The 26,808-nt window shown below is 64.1% G+C and carries 34 protein-coding genes and 2 pseudogenes; 12 read left to right on the forward strand and 24 right to left on the reverse strand.

The features are described 5' to 3' along the window. Positions 1 to 432: 432 nt before the first annotated feature. From J7I92_RS24650 to J7I92_RS14530, 4 genes are all read right to left on the reverse strand, one after another. Complete coding sequence (locus J7I92_RS24650) at positions 433 to 990, reverse strand: hypothetical protein (protein WP_396020393.1); 558 nt, start codon at positions 988 to 990, stop codon at positions 433 to 435. 95 nt (positions 991 to 1,085) lie between these two features. After that, positions 1,086 to 1,310, reverse strand: a complete 225-nt coding sequence (locus J7I92_RS24655) for a hypothetical protein (protein WP_396020394.1) — start codon at positions 1,308 to 1,310, stop codon at positions 1,086 to 1,088. After that, entirely contained in the window at positions 1,304 to 1,477 is a 174-nt protein-coding gene (locus J7I92_RS14525; RefSeq protein ID WP_214841567.1) for a hypothetical protein, read from the reverse strand. The genes J7I92_RS24655 and J7I92_RS14525 overlap by 7 nt, the downstream gene beginning before the upstream one ends. 223 nt (positions 1,478 to 1,700) lie before the next feature. Continuing rightward, the gene (locus J7I92_RS14530; protein ID WP_311380365.1) at positions 1,701 to 2,069 is read right to left on the reverse strand and encodes a GNAT family N-acetyltransferase; all 369 of its coding nucleotides are present in this window, start codon (positions 2,067 to 2,069) and stop codon (positions 1,701 to 1,703) included. Between the two features lie 182 nt (positions 2,070 to 2,251). Between J7I92_RS14530 and J7I92_RS14535 the strand changes: the two genes are divergently transcribed. Then, complete coding sequence (locus J7I92_RS14535; RefSeq protein WP_214841571.1) at positions 2,252 to 2,563, forward strand: antibiotic biosynthesis monooxygenase; 312 nt, start codon at positions 2,252 to 2,254, stop codon at positions 2,561 to 2,563. Here J7I92_RS14535 and J7I92_RS14540 read toward each other — a convergent pair. Together J7I92_RS14540 and J7I92_RS14545 are read right to left on the reverse strand one after the other, a co-directional pair. Next, entirely contained in the window at positions 2,560 to 3,180 is a 621-nt protein-coding gene (locus J7I92_RS14540) for a cysteine hydrolase family protein (RefSeq protein WP_214841573.1), read from the reverse strand. The two genes, J7I92_RS14535 and J7I92_RS14540, sit on opposite strands and share 4 nt — an antisense overlap. Before the next feature lie 33 nt (positions 3,181 to 3,213). Then, positions 3,214 to 3,686: pseudogene (locus J7I92_RS14545) on the reverse strand (transposase); the annotation flags it as partial. A gap of 257 nt (positions 3,687 to 3,943) precedes the next feature. On the opposite strand from J7I92_RS14545, the gene J7I92_RS14550 reads away from it, so the two are divergent. Further along, positions 3,944 to 4,228: a DUF427 domain-containing protein gene (locus J7I92_RS14550; RefSeq protein WP_214841575.1), complete on the forward strand. Its 285-nt coding sequence runs from the start codon at positions 3,944 to 3,946 to the stop codon at positions 4,226 to 4,228. A 22-nt stretch (positions 4,229 to 4,250) separates the two neighbouring features. Here J7I92_RS14550 and J7I92_RS14555 read toward each other — a convergent pair whose 3' ends face one another. Next, positions 4,251 to 4,640, reverse strand: coding sequence for a heavy metal-responsive transcriptional regulator (locus J7I92_RS14555; protein ID WP_214841694.1), 390 nt, complete (start codon positions 4,638 to 4,640; stop codon positions 4,251 to 4,253). A 246-nt stretch (positions 4,641 to 4,886) separates the two neighbouring features. On the opposite strand from J7I92_RS14555, the gene merA reads away from it, so the two are divergent. From merA to J7I92_RS14600, 9 genes are all read left to right on the forward strand, one after another. Further along, entirely contained in the window at positions 4,887 to 6,332 is a 1,446-nt protein-coding gene (gene merA, locus J7I92_RS14560) for a mercury(II) reductase (RefSeq protein ID WP_311380367.1), read from the forward strand. Positions 6,333 to 6,375: 43 nt separating this feature from the next. After that, positions 6,376 to 7,740 carry an NAD(P)/FAD-dependent oxidoreductase gene (locus J7I92_RS14565; RefSeq protein WP_214841577.1) on the forward strand — a complete coding sequence of 455 codons (1,365 nt, stop codon included), beginning with the start codon at positions 6,376 to 6,378 and terminating at the stop codon, positions 7,738 to 7,740. Further along, a complete protein-coding gene (trxA, locus tag J7I92_RS14570; RefSeq protein WP_214841579.1) occupies positions 7,737 to 8,063 on the forward strand; it encodes a thioredoxin in 327 nt (108 codons plus the stop codon). Before J7I92_RS14565 ends, trxA begins: the two co-directional genes overlap by 4 nt. Before the next feature lie 116 nt (positions 8,064 to 8,179). Beyond that, positions 8,180 to 8,860 (forward strand): hypothetical protein, encoded by a 681-nt coding sequence (locus J7I92_RS14575; protein ID WP_214841581.1) that lies wholly within the window; start codon positions 8,180 to 8,182, stop codon positions 8,858 to 8,860. A gap of 74 nt (positions 8,861 to 8,934) precedes the next feature. Beyond that, on the forward strand, positions 8,935 to 9,576 hold the full coding sequence (locus J7I92_RS14580) for a haloacid dehalogenase type II (RefSeq protein WP_214841583.1): 642 nt from the start codon (positions 8,935 to 8,937) through the stop codon (positions 9,574 to 9,576). Positions 9,577 to 9,767: 191 nt separating this feature from the next. Beyond that, positions 9,768 to 9,995, forward strand: a complete 228-nt coding sequence (locus J7I92_RS14585) for a hypothetical protein (RefSeq protein WP_214841585.1) — start codon at positions 9,768 to 9,770, stop codon at positions 9,993 to 9,995. Between the two features lie 9 nt (positions 9,996 to 10,004). Next, entirely contained in the window at positions 10,005 to 10,397 is a 393-nt protein-coding gene (locus tag J7I92_RS14590; protein ID WP_214841586.1) for a DUF427 domain-containing protein, read from the forward strand. Between the two features lie 437 nt (positions 10,398 to 10,834). After that, positions 10,835 to 11,179, forward strand: coding sequence for a DUF427 domain-containing protein (locus J7I92_RS14595; protein WP_214841587.1), 345 nt, complete (start codon positions 10,835 to 10,837; stop codon positions 11,177 to 11,179). 1 nt (position 11,180) lies between these two features. Continuing rightward, the gene (locus tag J7I92_RS14600) at positions 11,181 to 11,918 is read left to right on the forward strand and encodes a flavodoxin family protein (RefSeq protein WP_214841696.1); all 738 of its coding nucleotides are present in this window, start codon (positions 11,181 to 11,183) and stop codon (positions 11,916 to 11,918) included. 21 nt (positions 11,919 to 11,939) lie between these two features. Here J7I92_RS14600 and J7I92_RS14605 read toward each other — a convergent pair whose 3' ends face one another. The 12 genes and pseudogenes from J7I92_RS14605 to J7I92_RS14660 form a co-directional block, all read right to left on the reverse strand. Beyond that, complete coding sequence (locus J7I92_RS14605; protein ID WP_214841588.1) at positions 11,940 to 12,980, reverse strand: isochorismatase family protein; 1,041 nt, start codon at positions 12,978 to 12,980, stop codon at positions 11,940 to 11,942. Between the two features lie 135 nt (positions 12,981 to 13,115). Continuing rightward, positions 13,116 to 13,664: a carboxymuconolactone decarboxylase family protein gene (locus J7I92_RS14610; RefSeq protein WP_214841589.1), complete on the reverse strand. Its 549-nt coding sequence runs from the start codon at positions 13,662 to 13,664 to the stop codon at positions 13,116 to 13,118. 105 nt (positions 13,665 to 13,769) lie between these two features. Beyond that, positions 13,770 to 14,558 carry a Crp/Fnr family transcriptional regulator gene (locus J7I92_RS14615; RefSeq protein ID WP_214841590.1) on the reverse strand — a complete coding sequence of 263 codons (789 nt, stop codon included), beginning with the start codon at positions 14,556 to 14,558 and terminating at the stop codon, positions 13,770 to 13,772. After that, positions 14,548 to 15,009, reverse strand: a complete 462-nt coding sequence (locus J7I92_RS14620) for a hypothetical protein (protein ID WP_251039948.1) — start codon at positions 15,007 to 15,009, stop codon at positions 14,548 to 14,550. The genes J7I92_RS14615 and J7I92_RS14620 overlap by 11 nt, the downstream gene beginning before the upstream one ends. A gap of 144 nt (positions 15,010 to 15,153) precedes the next feature. After that, positions 15,154 to 15,300, reverse strand: coding sequence for a hypothetical protein (locus J7I92_RS14625; protein WP_214841591.1), 147 nt, complete (start codon positions 15,298 to 15,300; stop codon positions 15,154 to 15,156). Between the two features lie 38 nt (positions 15,301 to 15,338). Then, the gene (locus J7I92_RS14630; protein WP_214841592.1) at positions 15,339 to 16,379 is read right to left on the reverse strand and encodes an ABC transporter ATP-binding protein; all 1,041 of its coding nucleotides are present in this window, start codon (positions 16,377 to 16,379) and stop codon (positions 15,339 to 15,341) included. Between the two features lie 50 nt (positions 16,380 to 16,429). After that, positions 16,430 to 17,290 carry an ABC transporter permease gene (locus J7I92_RS14635; protein WP_214841593.1) on the reverse strand — a complete coding sequence of 287 codons (861 nt, stop codon included), beginning with the start codon at positions 17,288 to 17,290 and terminating at the stop codon, positions 16,430 to 16,432. Further along, positions 17,281 to 18,183 carry an ABC transporter permease gene (locus J7I92_RS14640; protein WP_251039950.1) on the reverse strand — a complete coding sequence of 301 codons (903 nt, stop codon included), beginning with the start codon at positions 18,181 to 18,183 and terminating at the stop codon, positions 17,281 to 17,283. Before J7I92_RS14640 ends, J7I92_RS14635 begins: the two co-directional genes overlap by 10 nt. Then, positions 18,170 to 18,826, reverse strand: a pseudogene (locus J7I92_RS14645) (ABC transporter substrate-binding protein); the annotation flags it as partial. The pseudogene J7I92_RS14645 and the gene J7I92_RS14640, both read right to left, overlap by 14 nt. Before the next feature lie 12 nt (positions 18,827 to 18,838). Then, on the reverse strand, positions 18,839 to 19,411 hold the full coding sequence (locus J7I92_RS14650) for an extracellular solute-binding protein (protein WP_214841595.1): 573 nt from the start codon (positions 19,409 to 19,411) through the stop codon (positions 18,839 to 18,841). Further along, positions 19,408 to 20,913 (reverse strand): hypothetical protein, encoded by a 1,506-nt coding sequence (locus J7I92_RS14655; protein ID WP_214841596.1) that lies wholly within the window; start codon positions 20,911 to 20,913, stop codon positions 19,408 to 19,410. The genes J7I92_RS14650 and J7I92_RS14655 overlap by 4 nt, the downstream gene beginning before the upstream one ends. A 114-nt stretch (positions 20,914 to 21,027) precedes the next feature. After that, on the reverse strand, positions 21,028 to 21,681 hold the full coding sequence (locus tag J7I92_RS14660; RefSeq protein WP_214841700.1) for a methyltransferase domain-containing protein: 654 nt from the start codon (positions 21,679 to 21,681) through the stop codon (positions 21,028 to 21,030). Positions 21,682 to 21,768: 87 nt separating this feature from the next. On the opposite strand from J7I92_RS14660, the gene J7I92_RS14665 reads away from it, so the two are divergent. Then, the gene (locus tag J7I92_RS14665) at positions 21,769 to 23,226 is read left to right on the forward strand and encodes an NAD(P)/FAD-dependent oxidoreductase (protein ID WP_214841598.1); all 1,458 of its coding nucleotides are present in this window, start codon (positions 21,769 to 21,771) and stop codon (positions 23,224 to 23,226) included. Here J7I92_RS14665 and J7I92_RS14670 read toward each other — a convergent pair. From J7I92_RS14670 to J7I92_RS14690, 5 genes are all read right to left on the reverse strand, one after another. Beyond that, the gene (locus J7I92_RS14670; protein ID WP_214841600.1) at positions 23,180 to 23,806 is read right to left on the reverse strand and encodes a CDP-alcohol phosphatidyltransferase family protein; all 627 of its coding nucleotides are present in this window, start codon (positions 23,804 to 23,806) and stop codon (positions 23,180 to 23,182) included. The genes J7I92_RS14665 and J7I92_RS14670 overlap by 47 nt on opposite strands. After that, the gene (locus J7I92_RS14675; RefSeq protein WP_214841602.1) at positions 23,799 to 24,131 is read right to left on the reverse strand and encodes a TVP38/TMEM64 family protein; all 333 of its coding nucleotides are present in this window, start codon (positions 24,129 to 24,131) and stop codon (positions 23,799 to 23,801) included. Before J7I92_RS14675 ends, J7I92_RS14670 begins: the two co-directional genes overlap by 8 nt. Positions 24,132 to 24,146: 15 nt before the next feature. Then, the gene (locus J7I92_RS14680; RefSeq protein ID WP_214841604.1) at positions 24,147 to 24,461 is read right to left on the reverse strand and encodes a hypothetical protein; all 315 of its coding nucleotides are present in this window, start codon (positions 24,459 to 24,461) and stop codon (positions 24,147 to 24,149) included. Positions 24,462 to 24,464: 3 nt separating this feature from the next. Beyond that, on the reverse strand, positions 24,465 to 26,321 hold the full coding sequence (locus tag J7I92_RS14685) for a glycoside hydrolase family 15 protein (protein WP_311380374.1): 1,857 nt from the start codon (positions 26,319 to 26,321) through the stop codon (positions 24,465 to 24,467). 63 nt (positions 26,322 to 26,384) lie between these two features. After that, positions 26,385 to 26,795: an isochorismatase family protein gene (locus J7I92_RS14690; protein WP_214841609.1), complete on the reverse strand. Its 411-nt coding sequence runs from the start codon at positions 26,793 to 26,795 to the stop codon at positions 26,385 to 26,387. Positions 26,796 to 26,808 lie beyond the last annotated feature (13 nt).

Genomic DNA, 26,808 nt, shown 5'->3' on the forward strand with positions numbered 1-26,808 from the left:
TCGCCATTGCCAGATGCACGGCACCGCCGCCGGCACCCCGCCGGGTGCGACCCCGAGGAGATCTGCAGCTACCTCTGACCCCCGACGCGGCAAAGGCGGCCCGGCCCGAAGAGTGGTGTGACACCTGGCCGAGGCACCCTCGAATGCGGAGATCCGCCCTGCGCGGGGTCCTGCCGCCCACTCTTGACAGGACGGCCCACGAAGCGCCCAATGTTCCTAGACTGCGCACGCAACTGAGCGCCGCGGTACGTATAGATGCGCCGGATATGGCTGGGGGTCCTGTTCGTCCCGGAAGAGCAGCATGCTTGGGCGGGACGACGCTCTGCGCCGCCGGATTTCGGCGGCGGAGGGCTCCACGGCCTGCAGCCAGCACTCTGGGACCGCGGTCCGCCCCTCGGGCCGGGCTTGGCGCCAAGCGGGCTCACCTTTCAATCAGACTGGAGAATTTGCCAGGAAACCATGCGCAAACTCCTTTCCCTTTTGATTGCCATACCGCTCCTCGTGTTCGCCGCTGGACCGGCCGGCGCCGCCGCCGCAAAGGGTTCCTTCGAATATCACGTGGGCGATGCCCTCATCCAGGACTTCGGAGGCCCGGTCGGCAAGCAGGCCATAGCCCAAAACGGCGACATCGTCACCATCGTCGCAACAGGCACCTTTGACACCATCAAGCGAACAGCCACGGGAGGCGGAACATTCGCCCACCACGTCGCCGCCACGGGACAGACCATCACAGGGACATTCACCACGACCGGGCTCGTCAGTTTCCAGTCCTACGGGGATGCAACCCCGCAGGGACTGCCCGCCTCGTTCTTTGGCGGAAAGCTGATGCTCTCGATTGTTGCCACGCCAGACGCTGCCCCGAACGTGCATCTGCCTGCGACCCTGACCGTCGAATGCGCTCTGGGAAAGGTACCAGCAGGGGCAGAGGAGGGCATCCGACTCAACGTCAAGGACGTGATCAACTTCAACAAGACAGTGCGGCGAGAACATCTACATCCTCCTGTAGGCCTGCATAAGGAGGCGCTGGACAAACGGGCAAGACAGCCAGCGGCGCATCTGCTCCCGGCGGCAGACCAGAGGAAGGCTCATCCTTCTGCCGGGGCGAGGACGCCACACGGGCCATTAACGCGGTCAAGGTGGACCCGGGCCTGGCCGATCCGGAACACCGTGCGGCGCTTCCGTACGCGACCGCACCCGCTGTAGGCCAGCGCCAGGACCGGTCGCAGCCCGTCAGGGTCGGAGGTCTCCGAATGGACGTAGAACGACGTCTTCGGGCCGAGTTCATCAGCCCTGCGGTAGTAGATCAGCACGCCGCGGTCATCACGGAGAGCCCGGAGCTTGAGCCGGCCGCCCGGGCAGGAGAGAACGTGTCGTCCTGCACAACGGCCTCTGGTCCCGCGTCTGCCAGCGCCGCGACAACCGGCAGCACGGTTTCGAGACTGTCCACACGCGCTTTGATCTCAACATTTGTCGGCATGAGCCCACTCAATCACGACCGACCATCGACATGGCCTGAGCGCGCCGCGGACACCAGCCCGGACACTGTTCCGGGGGACTGCCGGTGGCGAGATTGGACCCCACCAGCCACCGTCGCCTGAGGCTGGCGCGAGATGCAGAGAAGGGCTGAATGAGGGCCGCCGCCCTGCTGGTCGATCAGCCATGGGCAGGTGCCGTGACCCGGCGCTCGACTTTTTGCCGGATCAGAGCGCCACGAGGCCGGCAGTCGTCGGGTCGGAATCAGATCGGACGTAGAAGCCGGCGAGGTGGGGCTCGCAGTCGACATGGAGCCATCTCGCTCCGCGGCCCCTGGTTTCGAGTGCGGCCGCCTTGACCAGCTCGATGCCGAGGCCTATCCGGCGGGCCTCGGGGCGCGCCGTCGTATCGAGGATGACCGCGTGCACGCCGCCGTCGCCTGCGACGTTGACGAACCCGACGAGCTGGCCCCGTTCCTGCTCACCCACCCACCCACAGGAACGCCCGAGTACCGGAGCGAACGATCTCGTCTCATAGTCGTGCCACGACGCTGCGAAAAGATCGTTCAGTTCGTCGTCGCCGAGTTGGCGACACACGGCGAGGGGGGTAGCATTCCCCGGGGTTGAATCTTGTAGCACCGTCTAAGGTTCAAGACCGACGCCTTCGTAATTCCCTGCACGTGACAGGGATCTGACCCGGCGCCACCTGCCGCATCCTTCCTCCCTGGTCTCCGTCCCAACGTCCCGCGGAAAGGCCGACGATGGGCAATGATTGTCGGGTGATCACTGAACATGCATTGCTCTCAGTCCGGCCGGGCACGGACGCCGAGTTCGAGATCGCCTTCAACAAGGCAAAATCGATCATTTCCTCCATGCGCGGATTTCACGGCCTCACCCTCTCACGCTGCATGGAAAACGCAGAAACCTACCTGCTCTTGGTGGAGTGGGAACGGCTGGAGGACCATACCGAGGGCTTCAGGGGATCCGAGGAGTACCAGGAATGGCGCAGGCTGCTGCATCATTTTTACTCCCCGATTCCGACCGTTGAGCACTACGAGCATGTTTTTGTCGTACCAGCCCTGTCCCATTAGCTGTGGTTGCCGCTGAGCGCGTCGATGAACGTCGCGGACGTGACCACCTCGGCGATCATCGGGAGGATCTGCGTCATCGAGAACGCCTGCCACTCGTCCGACACGCTCTCGCAGCAGTCCGAGAGGATGACTACCCGGTAGCCGCGGTCGGAGGCCTCGCGCGCCGTGCCTTCCACCGCGAAGTTCGTGATGCTGCCGGCCAATGCGACGGTCGAAACGTCCCGGACCCGCAGTAGTCGCTCGAGCTCGGTGCCTGCGAATGCGCTCACAGCCCGCTTTCGCACCACTAGTTCCTCAGGATGTGGGGCGACCGGCTCGTAGAACTCAACCCCCCAGGTGCCCTCGGTTGAGCGCCCGGCTCCCTTGGCGGCGACCATCCACGGCGCGTGGGGATTGATATCGGGGTGGCCGCCTCGCCAGGCATTGCCGACGTGCACGATCGCGATCGGCGCCTCCCGCGCCGCCTTAAGAGCTTCCGCCGTGCGCGTAAGCGACGGTGCGAGCCGCTGGACAGCCTCGGGCATTTGTGACATCCAGTAGCCGTCGGGATGGACGGTGTAGTTCTGAAGGTCGAGCAGCACCAGGGCGGTGCGGTCCACGTCGAGTTGGAGGGGCACGGGTTAATACTGCCATCACCGCCTGACGCGCCGCTAGCGTCGCGCGACTGAATCTCGTTTACGGGTGGCGTCGGGCAGGATCTCGTCGGCCGTCTCGGTCGAGGTGAAGGGGTGGCAGCGTTCGTTCCAGTCCAGATCGCTTGGCGGGTGATGATGCCGACGAACACCTCTACGAGGTTGAGTCAGGACCGGGACGTGGGTGTGAAGTGCAAGCTCACTTGGGGGTTCTTGGCCAGCCAGGCGTTGATGTCGTCGCGCTTGCGGGTGTGGTCGTTGTCCAGCGCCACGTGCAGCTCGCGGCGCCGGTAGGCCTTGGCGACCTTCTTGAGAAAGTCGAGGAACTCGGCCTTGCCGTGGCGCTCGTAGCACGGGTCAGTCACTTTCCCAGTGGCGACCTTGAGCGCGGCAGACAGCGCGGTGGTCCGCTTGCCCTTGTAGTCGTGGGTCGCCTTCTCCGGCAACCCTGGGCGCAGCGGAAGGATCGGGGCGGTGGCGGAACACGATTCTCTGCGAATCGCGGCCTTAAGACCGTCGGCGTGACCTTACCCGGGATGCAGGAACTTCACCAGCCGGGGCAGGCATTGTGTGTTCGAGATCGCAGAAGCCCGGCAGCTGTCGCCCTATCGTGATGGCTACAGAACAAGCATCATTTCGGTGCATCGGGAATCCGTTCCACCAACGCAATGGGATCCGATCTACCGGGTGATATGGACGTTGTACTCGCCGCGTCCGGGTCAATCAGAAACGGTGAAAGGTAAAGAATATGGTCAGGGCTATCTGGAACGGGAAAGTCATTGCCGAGTCCGAGGACACGGTGATGGTTGAGGGCAACCATTATTTTCCCCGTGAGGCGGTGAATCCTCAGTACCTCAGGGACAGCGACATGTATTCCGTCTGCCCGTGGAAGGGGCAGGCCGGCTATCACACCCTTGACGTTGATGGCCAGGTCAACGTGGACGCGGCGTGGTTCTACAGTGAACCCAAAAAGCGGGCTGCGCCGATCAGTGACCGCATCGCTTTCTGGCGGGGAGTGACGATTGAAGCATGAACCGTGGGGTGCGTAGGGATGGTCAGAGGTAGCTGCAGACCCTGGACTGATCACAGGTTGCCGGGTTGCCTGCTGCAACGGCCTCATACGAGGCGGCCACACCTGCCCGCAGGGCGGTCAGTTCCGCGATTTTCTGGTCGAGCTCGGCCAGTTGGCCCGCCAGGATGTCCTGCACATGTGCACAGGGAGCGTTGCCGGGCTCCCTGACGGCAAGGATGTTCCGGATCTGGCTCACGGACAGTCCCGCGGCCCGGCCCCGGGCAATAAAGTCAAGCCGGGCTACGCTGTCATCGCCGTACTGCCGATATCCATTGAGGCCCCGCTGAGCAGGTGGAAGCAGTCCTTGCTCTTCGTAGAACCGAAGGGTCTTCGGCGTCATCCCTGCAGCTTTGGCAACTTCACCGATAAGCATCACTGACCTCACTTCCAGCACCTTAGGCCGCGGGAGTTTCCGGCGGTCCCCGGTGACCTGCAGGTTCCAGTATAGGTAAAGGTTCCCCAAGGAGTCCTGACACACCAATGAATGCCGGGGGATTGCATTCCCTTGACCTTCCCCCACGGGGGAAGGTGCAGGCTGGGGAGGAAGAACGTCATGCGGGTCCATCGGGGAGCCGCCGTTCGACCCAGGGACAGGTTCCCTTCTACTGGCGGAGGTTTCGTGGCTGTAACACAGGAGTTTGACTTTGATCTGGCGATCATCGGTTCAGGCGGGGGCGCCTTCGCTGCGGCCATCCGGGCAACCAACCTGGGCAAAAGTGTCCTGATGGTCGAGCGCTCGACAGTTGGCGGGACCTGCGTGAACACCGGATGCGTGCCCTCCAAAGCGTTGCTCGCAGCAGCCGAGGCCCGCCACGTGGCCTTGGATGCCGGCGACAGGTTCCCCGGCATCACTGCAGCCGCAGGGCCCGTGGACATGCCTGGCCTGATCGGCGGGAAGCGGGCCCTGGTGGAGGGGATGCGCTCGGAGAAGTACGTTGACCTGATCGCTGATTACGGATGGGACTTCAAGCACGGGGATGCGGCGTTCGCCGGGACACCGGAGGACCCGGTGCTGGAAATCACCTCGTCCGACGGCGTGCGGGAGTCGGTGACTGCGGCCCGCTACCTGGTGGCCACCGGCTCGGCGCCCTGGACTCCCCCGGTCCCGGGACTTCGGGAAACGGATTATCTGACCTCCACCACCGCGATGGAACTGGAAGAGGTCCCGGAATCCCTGCTGGTGGTCGGCGGCGGCTACGTGGCCCTGGAGCAGGCCCAGTTGTTTGCGCGCCTGGGATCCAAAGTGACCATGCTGGTCCGGTCCCGCCTCGCCTCGGCGGAAGAACCCGAAGTCTCGTTGGCACTGATGAGCGTCTTCGCCGATGAAGGCATCCGCGTCATCCGCCGGGCCACCCTGGCCTCGGTCGGGAAAGATGAGGACACCGGTGGCGTGAAGGCTGTCGCGGACATCGCCGGCGGTCAGGAGAAGTTCCGGGCCGCACGGCTGCTGATGGCCACCGGGCGGCGCGCCGTTACCGAAGGACTGAACCTGGACACGGTCGGGGTGAAAACCGGGGACCGGGGCGAGGTCCTGGTGCAGAACACGCTTGCCAGCACCAACCCCAGGATCTGGGCCGCCGGCGATGTGACCGGGCACAGGGAATTCGTTTACGTCGCATCCGCCCACGGCGCCCTCGCCGTCGAAAACGCCTTCAACAACGCCGGCCGCGAAGTCGACTACCGGCACCTGCCACGGGTGGCGTTCACCAGCCCTGCGATGGCCGCCGTCGGCCTGACCGACCAGGAGGCAAACGGCGGGGGCATCAGCTGCGAATGCCGTGTTCTACCGCTGGAGTACGTTCCGCGCGCTCTGGTGAACAGGGATACGCGGGGCTTCATCAAGCTCGTGGCCGAGAACGGGACCGGCAGGATCCTCGGGCTCACCGCCGTCGGCAGAGAAGCCGGCGACATTGCCGCGGCAGGGGTGTACATCCTGGAGGCAGGCATGACTGTCGAGCAGGTCGCTAACCTGTGGAGCCCCTACCTGACGATGGCCGAGGGCATCAAAATCGCCGCCCAGTCCTACACCACCGATATCTCCCGGCTCTCCTGCTGCGCAACCTGACCACGCCTCAGGGATGCCTACTCACTAGGAAAGGGAGGAACTGATGGAGGAACACTTTGATGTCGCCGTTCTCGGCATGGGACCGGGGGGCGAGGTGGCGGCGAGCCGGCTGCTGAAGGCCGGCAAAAAGGTCGCCGTGATCGAACGTGAACTGATCGGCGGCGAATGCGCATACTGGGCATGCGTGCCCTCCAAAACACTCCTGCGGCCACCGGAAGCCAGGACCGCGGCAACCAGGGTGGCCGGCGTCACCGGAGCCGAACTGGACTGGGCCGCGGCCAGCGACTACCGGGACTACATGATCCGACACCTCGACGACAAAGCGCAGGTCGATGGCTATAACGGGCAGGGCGCCACCGTGATCAAGGCCGAGGCCAGAATCACCGGGCCGGGCACGCTGCAGGCAGAAGGTACCACCATCCACGCAGATCACATCATCATCGCCACCGGCTCCGAGGCCGTCGTCCCCGAGCTGGAAGGGGCAGAAAACGTCACCATCTGGACCAACAGGGATACGTTCACGGCCACCGCCTTGCCGCGGCGTGCGGTGGTCATCGGAGGCAGCGCGGTGGGCACCGAAACCGCCACGTTCCTGGCCCGCTTCGGCGTGGATGTCACCCTGGTGCACCGCGGTAAGAGCCTGATGGAACGCGAGGAGCCCCGCGTCGGCGAACTGACGCGGCTCTATCTCGAAGAGGCCGGCGTGAAGGTGCGGCTGGCGTCCAACGCCGTGCGTGCCAGGCGTGAGGGGAACAGCAGTTCGCTGGAGCTCGACGACGGCACATCAATGAGCACCGACGTCGTCATTTTCGCAACGGGACGCAGGCCCCGGAGCAAGGATCTGGGCTTTGAGGCAGCAGGTGTGAAGCTTGACCCCAAGGGCGGGGTGGTGATCGACGAGCAGTGCCGGGCCGGTAACAACGTGTGGGCGATCGGGGATATCACAGCGGTCATGCCCTTCACCCATGTGGCCAAGTACCAGGGCCGTATCGTGGCAGACGCCATCCTTGGCCGCGCAAGGCCGGCCACCTATGGCGGCATCCCCAGGGTGGTCTTCGGGGACCCTCAGATCGCGGCCGCGGGGATCACCCAGGCCCAGGCCGATGAGCAGGGCCTGTCAACCGCTTTCGCCGAACTGGACCTGGCCGAATCGCTCACCCGCCCCTGGACCTACGAACAGAAACCCCGCGGACACCTCGGGCTGCTGACCGACACCGACAAAGGCACTCTCATCGGGGCATGGGCCGTATCCCCAATGGCCGGGGAATGGATCCACCAGGCCTCCCTCGCGATCCGGGCCCGGATCCCCATGGCGGTCCTGCACGACCAGGTCGCCCAGTTCCCCAGCTACAGCGAGGCCTTCCAAATGGCCCTCGATAACCTCAAATACCGAAAGGAATTGTTATGACCAGCGCAAGGGATGTCACCGACAGCACGTTTGAACAGGAGGTCCTGCGATCAAACAAGCCGGTGATCGTCGATTTTTGGGCGGAATGGTGCGGGCCCTGCAGGATGGTCTCCCCCGTCCTGGACCAGCTCGCGGCCGAGCACGCCGGAAAAGTGGACGTAGTTAAGGTCAACATCGATGAAAACCCCCGGGTAGCGGCGGAATTTGGCATCACCTCTATCCCCGCCATCTACCTGTTCAAAGACGGCGCCCTGAAATCCGCCGTGGTCGGTGCCCGGCCCAAGCAATACCTCGAGAAGGAATTCGCGGAATACCTGCACTGACTGCCTGCGTCCACACAGCAGGCACAACCGGTGCAGGAAATCCTGCACCACAATCCAACCAACACGGAAGGGAAAATCCGATGGGATCCAAAGATGACAATCTGCAAACACCGACCATGGAACGGATGAACTCACTGGCGACAGTCAAAGCCGCCGCGGAAAAACTGAAATCCGCAGGCACATCGACAGCTGCCTACGGCCAGCAACAGCGCGTGCCGCTGGAGACCGCCCAGTCCATCGTCGATCACTGGCCCGCGGCACCGAAAATGACGGCAGCCCAGCTTTTGGAGCACTACGGCCCCCCACACGAAGCCACACCGAGCAAACTCTTCTGGTACGCAACAGGCCCCTGGGCCAAGATGGAACTAACGGCGGACCACGTGCTGCACAACTTTCCCACTCCGCACGTGGATTACTTCACACAGTTCGTCAGCTACCAGGTGCCCCCTCACAGGGCCAGCGACCTGGCAGCCTTCGACGGCAGTGTCATCGTGGACCGGACTGCCGGGCAGTTGGGTTCCCGCTGCGACCATGAAGCGTTCAACACCCTTACGCTGAACCTTGCGGTGGAGATCATTGAAGGAACACGAAGCGTCGAAGATGCCAGGGACCTTTACGCCCAGACGGCCGCCGCCTATGTGATGGGCCGGGACGCGCCCTATGCCGAGCGGCTCCTGTTCACGCCCGCTGCCGGTGGCGCCGCCGATCCTGATGAGGCCGTGATCGCCCCGGCCATGGCCGAACAGATGATCGAAAAGGTCAAAGATGCCTTCGGGGCAGGCGACACACCACAGTAGACAGGGCCTGCCCATCCGGAACCTTCGGACGGGCAGGCCATCCCCGGTAAGAACGAACGAAAGGAGAAGCGTGTATGAAACCCTCAACCATTGTTTTCGACGTCAACGAGACCCTGTCGGACATGTCCCCCATGGGACAACGGTTCGTCGAGGTCGGCGCATCCGCATACTTGGCAAAGCTCTGGTTCGCGACCCTGCTGCGGGACGGCTTCGCCCTCACCGCAGCGGGAGATAACGGCACCTTCGCCGAAATCGGCGCCGAAGCTTTACGCGGCCTGTTCACCGGCATGGAGCTGAACCGGGACATCGAGCCCGCCGTCCAGCACGTCATGGCCGGCCTGTCCGGTCTTGGCCTGCACCCGGATGTCGTCCCCGGCGTTAAGGCCCTGCACGCTGCCGGATACCGGCTCGCCACCTTGACGAACGGCTCCACTCAGGTCGCTGAGAAGCTGTTCACCGATGCGGGCATCCGCGACAACTTCGACCTGCTGCTCTCCGTGGAGGACGCCCCGGCCTGGAAACCCGACAAAGCCTCCTACGAGTACGCGGCAGCTGCCTTCGGGACCACGCCCGAGCAGATGCTCCTGGTCGCCGTTCACCCCTGGGATATCCACGGCGCATCCCGCGCCGGCCTTGCCACCGCCTGGATCAACCGCGCCGGGGCCCATATCCAAACTATTTCCAGGCGCTGGATCAGCTGTCTCCGCCCTTCCTGATCTGATCCCGGCCGTGGCCGGAGGAAGCTGAGGTCAGGTATGGCTGTTCGATTGAGCCCGGAAATGCGGGCGCTGGCGCACCGCCTGCGCTACGAGCCAACGCCGCGCAGGACCAGAGCGGACGCCGGGGGAGGACGGTTGTCGATTCACAGGACGCATTCCTTGTTTTCGAGCCACGGAAGCTGACCCCGGTGTTCGCGGTACCGGAAGCGGACATCGCCGCAGATCTCCTCCCCTCATCCCCGGGCAGGGCGGGCGGGGGCACCCGTTCGCACTTCGCCAACCACACAACCGAGGGTCAGGAACCGACCGTGAGGAGCGGCGGGCTGGAACTGCCGGCGGCCGCCTTCCGGCTTTCTGACCCGGACCTGGCCGGCCGAGTGCTGCTGGACTTCGGGGCCTTTGACCAGTGGCGTTAAGAAGACGAGGTGATAGAAGGCCATCCCCGGGACCCGTTCCACCGGGTGGATGCGCGCGCCTCATCACGGCGCGTCGGTGTGCGCTTCGGGGCGACGGTCGTGGCCAAAAGCACACGGCCGGTCTTCGTTTACGAAACGATGCTGCCCGTGCGGACCTACCTGCCGCGCGAGGACGTCGACTTCGGGCTGCTGGAGCGCACCTCACACAGCACGGTCTGCCCCTACAAAGGCACGGCGTCGTACTGGACCCTCACCGGCGCCGGTACCCGGGGCGAGAACATCGCATGGAGCTACGAACAGCCTCTCAAGGACGCAACACAGATCACAGGCCTAATCGCCTTCTACGACGAACGGACCACCAACGTCGAGGGCAATCCGGCAGCGCCCGATCACAGCCGATAGCCCGAAGTTCGAAACAGGACCGACCAGTATTTGCCGGGATTCCCTGTCACCGGATGCCGCTTCTGTCGCCAGACCCAAGCTGGAGGGCGCCGGCGCAGCAGCCTCCAGTCGCTTCTCCCGGTTATCGCTCATGTGCACCCTTAAGGACGCGGACGGCGACAACAGCCAGGATGACCCCGTAGAGGGACCAACTGGCGGTCGCATCGATCATGAACAGGGGCATGCCAAGCATCATGGGCATAATGAGCAGCGGCCCGAGCACCACCAGATCGCCCCAAATGCCAGGCCGATCAGCACAGCCCGTCCAAAGGACCGGGTGGCTTCTGGATAAAGATGCAGCAAGGCTCAAGGGGCGATGCAGACGGTGTGTGTTCCAGATTGCGGTAGGCGGGCCTCCGCCCGCCTACCGTGGGACTAAAACAACGGGAAGGGACGCCATGTACCGGGCCATCTGGAACGACGCTGTACTCGCCGAGTCCGATCACACAGAAATTGTGGAAGGGCATCATTACTGCAGGCGGGAGTCACTGCATACTGAGTTTTTTAGCGCTTCTCCCACTACCTCCCAGTGTTACTGGAAAGGCTCGGCGAACTATTACACCATTACGGTCAACGGAAAAGTCAACAAGGACGCCGCCTGGTACTACGCCCAGCCGAGCCGGGCAGCTGGGAACATTCGCGATCACGTGGCTTTCTGGAAGGGCGTGCGCGTTGTCGAAGTATCAGAAGCCGGATATCCTTCCCAGCCCGGCCGGCAGGATAGTGGCAGAGGTGGAAACTGACATGGCGGCATCTGAGGACACCCAAGGCCGGGACCTGGATTTCAGCGGATTGAATGCGGTTTTCTTCAATTGCACGCTGAAACGCAGCCCTGAACTAAGCCATACGGCCGGACTGGCGGAACTCAGCGCAGGTCTGATGAGACGCCATGGAGTAACAGTGGAGATCATCCGCCCGGTTGATCACCCCCTGGCCACCGGAGTGTATGCAGATATGACCCAGCACGGATGGGCTGAGGACGCGTGGCCGGACCTGTTCAAGAAGGTCAAGAAGGCCGATATCCTCGTTCTGGCGGGCCCCATCTGGCTGGGCGACAACAGTTCAGTGACGAAACAAGTCATAGAGCGCCTGTATGCGATGTCTGACACCCTCAATGAGCGCGGCCAGTACGTGTACTACGGCAAGGTCGGCGGAGCTCTCGTGACCGGCAATGAGGACGGCGTCAAGCACTGCGCGATGAACATTCCCTATAGCCTGCAGCACATCGGCCTCACCATCCCACCGGCAGCCGATGCAGGTTGGATTGGGGAAGTCGGACCGGGCCCCAGCTACCTCGACGAAGGCTCAGGCGGACCCGAGAACGACTTCACCAACCGCAACACCACGTTTGTGACCTGGAACCTGCTCCACATGGCCCGGATCCTCAGACAGGCCGGAGGCATCCCGGCCTGGGGCAACCTGCCCGAGCTCTGGAAAAAAGGCGAACACTTCGGGCTGTATCGGAATCCCGATCACCCGTAAGGGACTGGTTGGGCTAATGCATCACCGCGGGCCGGTGGGATTGAAGCTTCCGTACAGGGCGGACACCTGGGACTTGGCCTCGCCGTACTTTTCCTGCTGCGTACCTTGCCCGGAAGGCTCAGTCCAGGGAAGTTTTCCGATCACCAGCTTGGGAACATTGACATACACCCGTCCATCGATCCGGTGGGAAACAGCGTCAAGAGGTATGTACGTGTCCTTGTCAAAGACCAGTCCGCGCTTGACCAGCAGGTAACCGGGTGTACCCGTACCTGCGGCTACGACTTCTTCGACCTTACCGATCTCCCCACGGTCCGATCCGATGACCTGATCCCCGATCTGGAACTCACCCACGTTCGCCGCGGCCGGCTGGATCCCCGCAAGGAACTCATCCACTTCCATGACTGCATTCCCGACCAGCGGATAGTTCACGTGGATGGAGGCTTCGTAAGCAGGGAGGCTTTCAGCACCGATAGCGTCGGAGAGGTAGGTGACCGGGTAACCGTGTTCAGTCGCATGCCGCCCCGTCGACTCGCAGCACAGGTTAGCGGTCATGCCCGCGATCACCAGCTGCTGCGTCCCCAGCCGTTCCAAGTGGGACGGGAGATCTGTTTCGAATACGTCTGTTCCCTTGTGCGGCTCCAGGATCACATCGCCGGCCTCGGGTTGCAGGTCCGGGTGAAAATCTGCGCCCCACGAGCCTGCCAGGAACATCTTGTTTTCGAACATCAGGCGATTAATGCCACTGCGCTTCTGAAGACCGTCCTGCGCATAATCTTCCTCGGTGTACGCCATGGGTGCGAACAGCACCGGCACCCCGGCGGCGCGGGAACCAGCAATCAGGCGTTGCAGCTGGCCAACCACATTGTTCTTCTTCACGGTGGATTTGGTCATCTCCCACGCTGCTCCGCCTTCAGAGAGAAAATCGTTCACCGGATCGATCACCAGCAATGCCGTCTGCGCCGAATTGAAACCTGCACGGACCCCGGCAGTTGCCGCCGCTTGCGGAATCTCGCCCAGGTTTGCTCCCGGTTCTCCGGCCGTGCCTGATGGTGTTGACGTCATTGCATTCCTCCTTGATGGGGCTGAACGTGTCCTTTGACACTGGCCCTGAACGCGTCAGGGGTCAAGCGTGCACCTTGCCCGGAGAGGCGCCCTGAGACCGGACGGAACCGGTCATCGGGGGCACCTCTCCGGGGGCTAAGTGCTCAGGGCCGGTGCGGCCGGGACGTCCAGCTCTGTCCTTGCGTAGTGGTTGAAGTAGTTCGTGAAGAGGTTCGCGGCAATGTGTGCGAAGGCTTCGGTGAGCTCTTCGTCGGTCCAGCCGGTGTCGAGTGCTGCCTGCCAGACAGGGTCGGAGACGTTCCCGGTCCGTGCCGCGGCCTCTCGGGCCGCTTCGGTGATGGCGGCCAGCTTCGGATCAAAGTCCACCTCGCCTGCGCGTATTGCGAGGATCTGGTCGTCGGTGAGCCCTGATTTGCGTGCCGAGACTGTGTGCGCGGCCTGGCAATAGTCACAGCCGTTCTGGTTGCCCACGGCAAGGGCAATGGCTTCCTTGGTCCGGGCGTCGAAGGACCCGTGGTCTGCGATGGCCGTCGAGATGCCGCCGTAGGCGCCGATCACGGCCGGTGAGTGGGCCATGCCGGCATGGATGTTCAGGAACTTTCCCATTCGCCGTTGCAGATGGGTGGCTATGTCCTTGGATCCGTGGGGAGCGCTGTCGAGGGTGTGGGCAGGGATGCGGGGCATGGTGGCTCCTTGGTTTTCGTTTCATGTGTCAGATCGCTGAAGGCTTTCGGTCTGGGCGGGGTCCCCTGCTCATGCAACCTGCCCGGCCTCCGGGTTGATTCCCGGTCACACGACGGTACTGCCAGCCGCTGCCCGCAAAGCCGCCGGGTTCTGGATGGTGATGCGGCCGCGGCCTTGACGGATGATTCCTTTGGCTGCGAAGTCGGCCAGGGCTTTACTGGTGGCTTCCCGGGTTGCGCCTAGAAGTCCGGCGATCTGTTCGTGGGTGAGCCGGATGGCCCGGCTTTGCCCGAACCTGCCACTGGGCGCAGCAGCATCGAGGCTGATCAGGATTGACGCGGTGCGGGCCGAGAGCGGACGCAATGCCAGGTCCGTCAGGCGTTCCTCGAGTCGGCCCACTTGCTCCCCCAGCAGCCGTGAGATGCGGATCGCGATCCGAGGGTCGGAGATCAGGTACGTCTCGACGTCCTCGACCCCCAGCTGGCAGATGGCGGAGTCCTCGATGGCCTCTGCATAGTTGTCATACATGCGCTGGCCCACCAGCATCATTTCCCCGAAGACGGCTCCCGGCTCCAGGATGGCCATCGTGAGGGCTTTACCGTCCTCGGCTACCCGGAATACCCGTATCCTGCCTGATTTGAGGATAAAGAGCGCCGTGACGGGCTGGGACTGACTAAAGACGAGCTCCCCACGACGGAACATCCGCGCCGGGGCCATCATGTCCATCGCATGCATCTCTTCAGCGGAAAGGTCAGCGAAAAGGTCAACTTCGTTCAGGCAGGTGAAGGGGTCCTCCGGCCCTGACGTGAGGGGATACGGTTCGCGTTGGGCCGGAGACCAAGGCTGGAGGCCGCCCACGGCGGCTTCCAGCCCTTTTTCCCAGTTATCGCTCATGAGCGGACTTCAGGATGCGGAAGGCCACCGGGGCCAGGATGACGCCGTAGATCAGGTGGCCCATGAGGGACAGTCCTGCGGCCGCATCAATCATGAACAGGGGCATGCCCAGCATCATGGGCATGATCAGCAGGGGGCCCAGTACCCACCAGAGTGCCCCGTATGCAAGGCCGATCAGCGCAGCCCGGCCATAGGAGGTCAGGAGACCGGCGAAGGGCACGGTCAGGCCCCAGCCGATCAGGATTGAGATCACGAGGTGGATTCCAAAACCCACCACGGCAGAATCTGAACCGACCATCGAGGCAATCATGGGCAGCATGCCCATCATGGTCATAAGAACGCCGAAGACCAGGCCACCTGCAATACCGCCGATGGCACCCGCGGCGATGCGCCGGGCGAGATGATGAGTGAAGGCGTGTGGCTGGTGTGCCACGGGAGATGTAGCGGACATCGTCGTGCTGCCTTTCGTTGAAACAGAACTGCTTACCCTAGAAAGGTAGGCCTCTGGTCGCTCCTTGTTCTGTGAACGCGGACACATAACGTGCGCCGGTTCTGCTTCTCCCGCCACTTGGGCGCCGGGCTGCTCCCTCCGGGTTCAGTCCACTTTTTCCATGCTGTGTCCGCAGCAGCAGACCGGGTCCTGGTCTCCGCCGTGACCCGGGGCTGCCCCTTTGGTGACCGTTATTTCACACCCGCAGGCGGTATCCGGGCAGCGGTAGACCTCTCCTTCTTGCAGGGCCATGGCCATCTCCTTCACTTCGTTTATGGTTGCTGATACTTTCACGCTAAAACCTTCCAGTCAGGGGAAGTCAAGGGCGCACTTCGGTGTTCTGACGTCCCGCCGACTACTGCCAATTCGGGCGTGGGAAGTTGGATACGGACGGCATCCCCTGTGGCGAGGGCGGGGCTGGCGGTTGCTTCTGCATGCAGGTTCACTCCGGCGGCTTCCATAGTGACCAGCTTCCGGGGCCCGCGGTTGCGGATGCCGGTGACCACCGCTGGCAGGCCCGGGCTGTGTTCGTCCAGGAGGATGATGCGTTCCTGGCGGATGACCATCGTGGCGGGTCCCTCCGGCCATTGGTGGTTTCCGGGCAGCGCGTGGGCGCCCAGTGCGGAGTAGTGCACGCCATCACGTACTGTTCCTGGTATCTCGTTGGTCCCGCCCATGAGGCGGCTGACCTGGAGTGAGGCGGGCCGGGTGTACATCTCTTGGACAGTGCTGTGCTGGAGCAGCTTGCCTTCACTGATCACGGCGAGATGGTCGGCCACTGCCGCAGCCTCGTCCCGGTCGTGGGTGACCATCAGGATCGTGGGGTTCAGTTTCTCCCGCACCTGTGCCAGCAGTTCGTGCATGGCTGAGCGCAGTTCGGGGTCCAGGGCGCTAAAGGGTTCATCCAGAAGCAGCACCTCGGGGCGGGCGGCCAGGCCGCGGGCAATAGCCACCCGCTGCTGCTGGCCTCCGGACAAGTCAGAAACTACCCGCTTGCCCGTCCCTTCCATCTGGACCAGGTCGAGAAAAGCTTCCGCATCCGCGCGGGCCCGCCGCCGCGGAACACCACGGATTGTCGCGGCGAAAGCCACATTGTCAAGAACGTTCAGGTGCGGGAAAAGCAGCGGCCGCTGGAAAACCATCGCCATCCCCCGGCGTTCGGGTCGGACCGCTGCAAGATCCTGGCCGTCCAGCAGAACACTGCCGCGGTCCGGAATCTCCAGGCCCGCCACCGTCCGCAGGAGCGTGCTCTTACCGGACCCGGACGGCCCCAGTACCGCGGTGCAGGAACCGGGCGCCAGCGAAAGGCTGAACTCCTCGAGTGCGGGCACAGGCGATCCCTTGAACGACTTTGAAAGCCCCTGCAGATCTAGACCCTGCCTCATGACCAGCCTCCCCGCCGTCGTCGTCCTGTCAGACCCAGCAACAGTCCCAGCGGGGGCACCAGCGCCATCACGGACAGCACCGCCACGATACCGTCGTTGCCGGCCCCCGACGCGGCGGATGCCACCAGCAACGGCACGGTCACCAGCGAACCGCCGCCGATCAGAAGGGTGACCAGGTAGTCGCTCCATCCAACCAAGAAGGCCAGGAAAGCCGCTCGGGCCAGGGCCGGTGCGATCAGGGGGAATTGGACCCGAAGGAACACCTGGCCCTGGGTGGCTCCTAGGGTGCAGGCCTCTTCGTCGAAACCGATGTCATGGGCTGCATACGCCAGTCGCATGACGTACGTCGTGTAGGGCAGGGCATAGACCGTCAGGACAAGGACGACGCCGGCGTAGGAGGGAACCTGCAGGCGGACCAGCAGGACATTCAGCCCGAAGACCGCGACGAATGCCGGCAGTGCCAGCGGGGCGAACAACAGGGCACTGACCGGCGCCGACCACCGGGAAGGGTGGAACGCCAGGCTCCGGGCGGCCAGGACACCAAGCGGTGTGGCAACGGCGCTGACCACCAGACCCAGGCCCAGTGAGCCGGCAAACGCCGTGGCCGCACCTCGGGACAGGGCGGAGTCAACGTTCTGCAGTCCCCAGTCCTGGGGCAGCGGCGCGGGGTAGGACCAGCGGTCCGCGAAGACCCAGAGACCCAACGGTACCAGCGGCAGCACAAACCACACCGCAAGGGCCCCGGCAGTTGCCGACCGCAGGATCCGGCCGCCGGCACGGGAACGCGTCAGCCCGCTCTGCGCCGCGTCTTTCGGCAGGGTCTGCTGGTTGAGCCCCGGCGGCAGCGTTATCGCCATAGCGGGATCTTTCGAAGGCAAGCGAGTGCCACGAGTGCTGCGCCCAGGGACACCACAGCCGTAACGACGGCGACGGCGGCCGCCTCAGGCCGGGCAGTGAGAGTCACCGAGTTGTACAGGCGCAGGGCCATGACGGGCAGCGGCTCGGGATAGGGCCGGCCCAGAAGCCAGGCAACTTCATAGGAACCGAAACTGTAGATGAACGCGATCGTCCCGGAAATAATCAGGGCGGGCAGGCTCAAAGGCAGCAGCACGTGGCGCAAGCGACCGAGCCGCCCGGCGCCCAAGAGGGCGGCGGTTTCCTCGTAATCCACGGACCGGGTTGCCAGCGTGCCGGCCACGACGAGTCCCACGAACGCTGACTCCTTCCATGCGTACTCAAAAATGACGGCCAGCCACCACTGACCTCCCACGACGTCGGGCCAACGCTCTGCTGCACCAAAAACCCTGGCCAGCAGCCCGGAATCGGCCAGCAGCAAACCTGCCGTGGCTGCCCCCACAATGTGGGGAACGGGGATGGACAGTGAGCTCATGGCCGCCACGAGCTTTCCGCACCACCTGCCCTGCATCATGATCAGGGCTGCCGCGAACCCGATCAGGCACGCCAGGACAGTGGACGCTCCAGCGATGGCCAGCGAGAGCCCCACTCCAACCAGGAGGTCACCGCCATGGGCCGTGTAGGCCGCCGTCGAAAGTTCCGGCCTGCCAACCAGCGGCATCAGCCCCAGACTCTGGGCCGCGACCATGGCTGACCCGCCAACCACCACGAAGGCGACAAGCAGGACAGCGGGGACCGCAAGGAGCAGCCCCTGGACGCGGGCCTTAGTCCCGTGACCGGCCGCCGTCCGCGGCCGGGGCCGGGTCCGGGCTGTCAGGACCTCAGCCGCCGGCAAGGATCTGCCTCCGCCAGGCCTCATCCAGAGCAGGCACCCACTCAGCGGCAAGCTCCGGGTTCGCGTTCTTTGACAGCACTTCATAGCCCGGCACCACGGGTGATGTCGGGAGCTGTTCGAACAGGGCACGGCCCTCAGGGCTGAGTGCGTCGGAATCAAGGACGGGGAACTGTCCCCAGATCCTGGGGTCCGCCTTTGTGGCCTGCTGCTCCTCTGACAAGGCGATATTGGCCACTACCATGGCTCCGGAGCGCTGGCCCGAGGTTGAAGGAATGGCCAGAAAGCTTGCATTGCCGACGGTTCCCTCGTCCAGGGTGAGCACTTTGGTCGTAGCCGGGTATGTTCCATCCGCCACCAGCTTGGTCAGCGTCGCCGGCCCGTACGTCATGGTGGAATCCACCTGTCCCCCTGCATAAAGCGCATCAAGCTCACCGGAAGACTTCGGGTAGGTGGATCCCTGCCGCCAGAGGGATGGTTTCAGGTCTTCAAGTTCGTTCAGGAGGGCGGGACTGAGCCTGTCAAATGCGTCCTGGTCAAAGGCCAGCGGCACCTTGGCGTAGCCACCGGATACGCTATAGAGCACTTCCCGCGTAAAGACGGAGCCAGTGAAGTCCGGCGGCGCCGGGTATGTGAAGCGTCCCGGGTTCGCCCTGACCTACTCAAGCAGGCCGGCGAGGGTGGTCGGTGGCTCGGGGACGGCCGCGGAGTTGTACACGATGGTAAATTGCGCTTTGCTCCAGGGGGCTTCGCAGCCGTCCACCGGAGTCCCAAAGTCCTCCGAGAGCAGCGGATCCGCCGGGTTGGTGAGTTCCATGTTGGGCAGCAGCGAGGTCCAGCCGCAGTCCCACGCCCCGGCCTCCTTGCCGGTGCCGAAGTTGTTTCCGTTGACCCAGACGAGGTCCACCTCGCCGTCGGTGGTGCCGGACTGGATCTCGGTCAGGACACGGTTCAGGGCGTCCTTGGTGTCAGCTACCGGGACGCGTTCCAGCGTGATGCCTTCATCGGCGGCAGCAGGGATGAGGTGCTCGTCCACGTAGGAATTGCCTTGTGTGTCACCGCCGTACATCCACAGCTTGACTGTTTGTCCCTTCGCGGCGGAGGCGACCTCGTCCCAGTTCTCGGGTTCCGATTGTTCTGCGGGTACCGCCGCGCAACTGCTCAGGAGCAGCAGTCCAGCTGCAGCCGCCGCGAGCAGGGTCCGGTGGCGAACGAGGAGGGCTGGCTTCAAGGTTCTGTCCTGACTTTGGGGGTGAGGGGGAGCAGTTTGCGCAGGCCTGCGTTTTCGGCCGGGTCCAGCACCGAATGCTGGACGCAGGCAGGGACGAGCTGGCCGGTTTCGGGATGGCTCATGGTGTACATGCAGGCGCCCAGCCGTTCCTGGACTTCACGGATTTTTGGGTCTTCACTGGCCACGCCCTTGCCCATCAGGTCCCAGGCGGGCGCGACGTCGGCTGCGTCCATGAAGTTATGGACGACGAATGTTCTGAAGGCCAACCGGCCTGCCCGGGCAGCAGCGAGGATTCGGCGCAGGCCGCCGGCGCGGCTGGCCAGACGCTGACCGAGACCAAGAATCACGGGGACGTCGCGGGGGTGGGCCAGCAAGGCCCTGATGACTTTTACGGCGACGATCCAGTGTGGCGTCCCGCCGAAATACATTCCGCCGAAGTGGGCCAGCAGCCGGTCCCGTGCGTCGAGGTCCTTGTGGTCGGCCGGATCCAGCAGCGGGGCCTGGTTTTCCCCGGCCCGTAAAACCACGGCGGTCCGGTTGCAGCGCACATCGCCGAACTGGGTGCCCTGCCAGGGAATCCGCTGCCCGGCGCCCTCCTCGATCCGGTCCCAGACGGCGTCGATGGTGACGTCGGTGAAGCCCTTCCCCCATCTCCTGTCATCGCCGATGTAGGCGGCTGGCTGGAAGGACAGCATGTCGAAAGGCATGTCGAGCACGGCGGTTGTTACCCCGGCCACAAGGTCAATGTTGGCCGGGGTGACGGTCATGTTGTGGGCGATGTAGGAGCTGATCCCGTGGTCCCTTTTAAGGTCCGTGAACATCGCGGCGAACCGTTCGCGGAACGGGTTTAGCTCAGCCTCGGTCAGCGGACGGGGCACTCCCCTGCGGCCACGCATCAGGGAATCAAAATGGGCGGCAAACGATACCTTCCGAAACCGCGCCCTGCCGGTCGGCTCCAGCGCAACATCCAGCAGGTACTGGTAATCGAAGTCTCCGTGCGTCATGGACATCGGTTCCCGTCCGGCGGCACGCATGGCAAGCAGGGCAGCTGCATGGTCCCCGGCGGGCAGCAGACTTACTTCGCCGCCGATCAGCTGGGCGTGGCCGCGGGGTCCGCGCAGACGGCGGAGGAACGCCAGCTGTTCCTTCACTCCCCGCACGGTGTGGCCGCCGTCGATCGGCACTTTGTTCGCATCTGCTGAGTGGTAACACGGGGTGCAGGTCAGGTTGCATTTGGGAAAGACGCCATGGGTTCCTTCGCATCCCACCGCTGTCCTGCCCAGCAGCTGGGCAGGGGTTTTTACGTGCTCGGGCAGCTCGGACCAGCGCCGGTCCAGCGCGGCACGGCTCTCCGGATGGACAGGTCTGGTCCCCAGTTCAAGGCTGCGAAGCAGCGCGGCGATCTTCCCCGCAGCTGCTGTTCCACGCCGCACTCCCCTGCCGGCACGGCGGCTCAGCCAGGGCTTGGGCACATGGTGCGGGACGGTGGCTTCCGGAGTCATGGCCTGCCTTTCGTCTCGCTGCTGTGATGCCGCGGTGATACCGGCAACCCTACGGCCCCGCCGCAGCACGGTTAAGTAATCTGGGGCACACAGGGCGCGCTCCTTCGCAAGTGTTCAGGAAAGGGCCCCCCGGAGCGTGCCCGCGCGGATCTGCAGATGTCCTGCCCGGGCTGAGTCCCGAATGAGGCCGGTGCAGTCCTCCTCGACGGCCTGCCAGGGGTGTGCTGCTATGTCCGCGCCGCCCAGGGCACAGGCTGCCCGTGCCAAGGGAGTGAGCAGCCGGGCCCATCCCACCGGCTCCTGCATGTCCACCACGGCCACCCTGGCATCATCGCGCAGCAGCTCTCTCAGATTGGCCCAGGCTTTCCGCCATTCCGGCATCAGCGAGAGCGAATAGGTGGCCAGGGCTGCATCGGAGGTCCCGGATCCTCCCTGCCCTTGGATCGTGGCGCGGACGGCTGCCGGATCCAGGAGAAGGGCGTCGGCTTGGATGAGGATGACGTTGTCCCATCCAGCCTTGATGGCGCGTCGGCGGGCCTGCTCCAGCATCCGGGCGCTGCGGTCGATTCCTACTATCGTTCCCAAAGGACCTACCCGGTCCTGGAGCAACGGAAAATTGAGCCCGGTTCCGCAGCCCAGGTCCAGGACCTGCTCCCCTGGCTGTGGCGTCAGCGCGCCGATTCCGCGGACCCTTCCGGCACGGTAAACGGGATATTCGCCGGAGAGGGCATCGTAAAACGGCGCGAATGCTGTGTACTTGTCGGGGATGACTCGCTCCTTGGATCAAGGGAATACACCGGGCATGCCGGGAGTCCTCCATGGCAGCAGGCGGCAACGACCGTAAGGATCTTCATCATGGCACCCACTGACCGAATTATTGACTTCCTGGTCCTCGGCGGAGGCACAGCGGGAATCGTCGGGGCCAAGACCGCAGCCGGTTTCGGTGCCCGCACCGTCCTGGTGGAGCAGGAGCGCACGGGCGGTGACTGCCTGTGGACCGGCTGCGTCCCTTCCAAGACGCTCCTCTCCGCTGCGGCGCCGGCGAGGACCTTGCGGATGCAGGCCGGCCAGGAACCGGATTTCCCCGCAGTGCGGGAACGCATCGCCACGGCAATCCGGACCATCGAGCCCGTGGATACACCGGAGGCTCTGGAACAAGCCGGCGTCGAAGTCCTCTCGGGGCGGGTGACCTTCACCGGTCCCGGGACCGCCGACCTGGACGGACGCCCCCTCCGGTTCCGGCAGGCCCTGATAGCAACCGGCGGGGAGCCCGCCCGGCCAGGCATTCCCGGATTAGACCCTGCCCTGACCGTCACCTCCGAAACGGTCTGGGACCTCGCCGCGCTGCCGGACCGGCTTGCCATCCTCGGCGGCGGACCGAGTGCCTGTGAACTGGGCCAGGCCTTCGCCCGGCTGGGATCTGATGTCACCATGATCGTCCGCTCCCGGATCCTGGCCAAAGAGATCCCGGAGGCGGTGGACATTGTGCGGGAAAGCCTGAAGGCCGACGGCGTGAAGATCCTGGAAAACACGACCTTCACCAAGGCAACCAGCCTCGGGGACGGTGTGCGGCTGCAGCTGGCGGACGGAACTGCTTTGGATGTTTCCACCGTGCTGCTGGCAACGGGCCGCACCCCGCGGACCGTTAACCTTAGGCTCGAACGCGTGGGCGTCAGCCTCGATGACCGCGGGCATGTGATCACTGATTCACACATGCGGACCTCTAATCCCCTGATCTGGGCGGCAGGAGATGTCACCACACACCCGCAGTTCACGCATCTGGCCGGCGTCCACGCCAGCGTGGCAGCATCCAATGCGGTGCTCGGCCTCCGACGACGGATCAGCACCGCGGTCCCACGGGTCACCTACACCTCACCCGAAATCGCCGCCGTGACAAGCACCGCATCCGAGGAGGGGCAGTCAGAAGTATCCCGGACCGTGTGGCATTCACATCTGGACCGGGCCATCACCGAGGACAGGACCGACGGTTTCACACGCCTTTTGGTGGGGCGCGGCGGCCGTGTCATCGGAGGTACGATCGTGGGCCCCCGGGCAGGGGAATCCCTTGCCGAGCTGTCCCTGGCCGTACACAAGAAGCTGCGGACCTCAGACATCGCCGGTGCCACCCACGCCTACCCCACCTACTCCGACGGTGTGTGGAACGCCGCCGTTTTGGATGTCCGGGAACGCCTGGCTTCCCCGCTCACGGGCACTGCCATAAAGGTGTTGAGCAGGATCCGGCGGCTGGCCATCGACGGCCGCCGGATCAGCCCAAAGCCCGGTACCCTGCCAGGATCCGGTGGGCAGCACTGACCCCAACCAGAAGGGCCCAGACGGCGGCGATCACCCAGGCGAACTCCGGGAAGATCAGCCACAGGCTGTGCACCACCACGGTCTCAGCCCCCTCAGCCAGTCCGCCCAGAAAGGACAGTGAGCGGCCATCGTCGAGCTGGCGTCCGGTCTTCTCGGCGATTGAGGAGAACGCAAGGAAAACTGCTCCGTTGATGTAGTAGGCGAAGAGGACCAGCAGGAACGGCAGCCACGGCGAGCCGAAGGCCGACGTGGCGCCTATGCCCACCCCGACGACGGTGGAGCCGTAGACGACGAAGTCCGCGCTGATGTCCCAGAACCCGCCCTGACCAGGATCTTCCTTACCTGACCGTCGGCGCCTGAGCCGGGCAAGCGGCCCGTCCAGGCCGTCAGCCAGCCGGCATAACAGCCACGCAGCCAGCGCCGGAAGCCACCACTGCGTTGCGGCCAGCCCGGCACTGGCCAGGCCCATCACCAGGTTCAGCCCTGTAAGCCGGTCCGGGGTGATCCATGGGCGATCCATGGCAGGCGCCATCCGGTCCAGAACGGGGGCTATCCGGGGCCGCAGCGCAGCATCAAACATTTCGAGCATCCTTCCGTCGCCGGCGGACAGCTGTTATCAGCCCGACAAGAGTCAGCAGTCCCAGTGCCGCCGCAGCGGCCTGGACCTGCCATCCGAGCTGCAGGCCGAAGGCGCCCAGCGTCACGAAGCTGACCGTGCCGGGGAGGATGCCGATGGCGGTGCCGAAGAAGTAAGGCCGCCATGTAACTGAGGTGAGACCGGCCATATAGTTGATCGCTGTGAACGGCAGCACCGGTACGAGCCGGACACCGACCACCGCGGCGAATCCCCGCCGGCGGAGCACTTCGTCCAGTTTCTGCACCTTGACTCCGGTGAATTTTTCCATGACTTCCCGCCCCAACTAGCGACCGAGCCAAAAGGCTGCGGTGGATCCGAGCAAGGCAGCAGCAATGACCACTCCAATTCCGGCAGCGAAGCCAAAGACCGCCCCGGCGCCTATGGACAGGACATTCTTGGGTACGGGCGAGAGGGTCAGCACGGCGTACCCAAGGACAAAGAGGACTGGACCCCATCGGGTGTTCGAGAAATAGCCCTGCAGTTCTCCGAGGGACGGGAGCGGGAACAACCAGGCAGCGGCGGCCGCAACCGCGATGAAGATTACCAGCGCCGCAAAGCGATATATGGCCCGCCGTTGTTCCCTTGTGACGTCCCCCACGCCTTAGCCGCGTGCTCCGCTGACGCCGGACTTCCCGGACTGGCGGTCCTTGTCCTCGGCCCGGCTGATTGCCCAGGCTGCGTTGACCAGTCCGATGTGGCTGTACGCCTGTGGGAAATTTCCCAGTAGCTCGCTGCTGTCGGCAGCGACCTCTTCAGACAGTAAGCCCAGCCCCGTAGCGAAGCCCGCAGCGCATTCAAAGACCGCCCGGGCCCGCTGAACCGACCCGGCAAGGGCGAGGGCATGGGCGAGCCAGAATGTACATATCAGGAAAGTGCCTTCGCTTCCGGGGAGACCGTCTTCACCGGCGTAGCGGTACACTAGGCCTCGCCCGTCGGTCAGATGCCGCTCGATCGCGTCAATGGTTGCCAGCATCCTGGGGTCATCAGCAGGCAGGAATCCCACGATGGAGAGCATCAGTGCCGAAGCATCAAGCTCATCGGAGCCGAACGCCTGGGTGTAGGCGTTGGCAGTCTCACTCCAGCCTTCGGCTTGTATCGCCGAGGCAATCCGTTTCCGGGCATCCTGCCAGTGCGGAACCCGGTCCCTGGCGTCGAGGAGGTCTGCAATGGCAATGGCGCGGTCCACGGCGACCCAGCACATGAGCTTGGAGTAGAGGTAGTGGCGTGGCTCGTCCCGGACCTCCCAGATCCCCTGGTCTGGGGATTGCCATCGTGACGCGGCAGCGTCGGCGACATCGGCAAGGAACCTGCGGGTGTCCGGGTCCATGTCGGCGAGATACTCAGGGAGCGTCGCGGCGGCGTCGAGCAGTTCCCCATAGACGTCGAGCTGGCGCTGCCGCCAGGCAGCGTTCCCTACCCGGACCGGCGCACTTGAACGCCACCCCGGAAGGTGGGGCAGTTCACGTTCTGACAGGTCACGTTCACCACCGACCCCGTACATGATCTGCAGCTCTTCACCCTCCCCCAGCTGCCCGGAGCCAGCCGTCGCCAGAAAACGGAAAAACTTCCCGGCCTCGTCCGGGCAGGCGGAAACCCATAGCGCCTGCAGCGTCATGCTTGCGTCCCGAACCCATGTATAGCGGTAGTCCCAGTTGCGCTGGCCCCCGGTGACCTCTGGCAGAGACGTGGTGGGGGCGGCCACGATCGCCCCGGTGGGGTGGAACGTCAGAGCCTGCAGCACCCTTCCGCTCAGAGCGACCAGGTCCTGCCAGGGGCCGGTGTAGTTCTGGTGCACCTTGGACCAGCTTGTCCAGCCCTGCACGGTGTCAGCAAGCCGTCGGGAGATTTCCTCCTGCGTCCAGAATGATGGTGCGTCCTCCCAGCTGTGTGAGTGATGGAGGGCAAATCCCAGGACATCACCCTCACGCAGGGCCATGCGGGCATGTGCGACGTCGCCGTCGACGGTGAATGGGACGGAGGTAGAAAAGAACAGAACGTCGGCACCGCCCCTGACGAGAATCCCGTCTGGTCCTGTGCGGACGAACGGCCGGATCAGACCATATTCCGGTCGCGGGGCAAAGACGACGTCAAGCTCGACGGTTCCCTGGGCGCAGGAGACCCGCCGTAATAATGCGCCCGGTGATCCTGCACCAAGGTCATGCTCCCTGTTCCCGTCCCCGAGAGCCAGCGCGTCGGTCACGGTAACGGACCCCTCGGCCGTGCGAAAAGATGTCTCGAGGACCATCGTGGGACCGGAATACCGCCGTGTTGATGTGAATTCCGCAACGGGACGGATGAACCAGAAACCTGCTTCATCACCTAACAGGCGACCAAAAACCGAGGGACTGTCAAAGCGTGGCAGGCACAGCCAGTCCACAGACCCTGCAGCACTTACCAAGGCCGCTGAGCGGCAGTCAGAGAGCAGTCCGTAGTCTGCTATGGGTCTACTGGTCATCATCACACCCTTACTGACTCGGTCAGGATCAGCAAGGTGCAAGGCACCCGCCGGACACGCCTCGAGTCAAATAGCCAGTTCGCGGACTGCATCTTCTGTGGACAGCACCGCCCCGGCAATGTAGTTGAAATTAACGAGGGCAGCTTCATATCCGTCGCCCAGCTCAGGGTGCTGCGCGGCGGCCGTAGCGTCGGCCACGACAGCTACTTCAAAGCCCTGTTCGAGCAGTTCGCGGAGGTGGCTTTCAACGCAAAGGTTGGCGGACATTCCTGCCAGGATAACTTGGCTGATCCCGCGTTTACGCAGCTGAAGGACAAGGTCGTTCTGCTCAGGGCCGTAAACCTCGTGAGGGCTGCATACAACGGTCCTTCCATCCTGCAGATAGGGCTTGAATCGGTCGAGCCAGTCAGCACCTGAATCCTTGAAACCCTCCAAGTCCAAGGGACCGGGACGGTCAAACATCCCGATCTCATGCATCTTCTTTCCCAGC

Source organism: Arthrobacter sp. ISL-72, from assembly GCF_018613755.1.
Classification (GTDB): domain Bacteria; phylum Actinomycetota; class Actinomycetes; order Actinomycetales; family Micrococcaceae; genus Arthrobacter.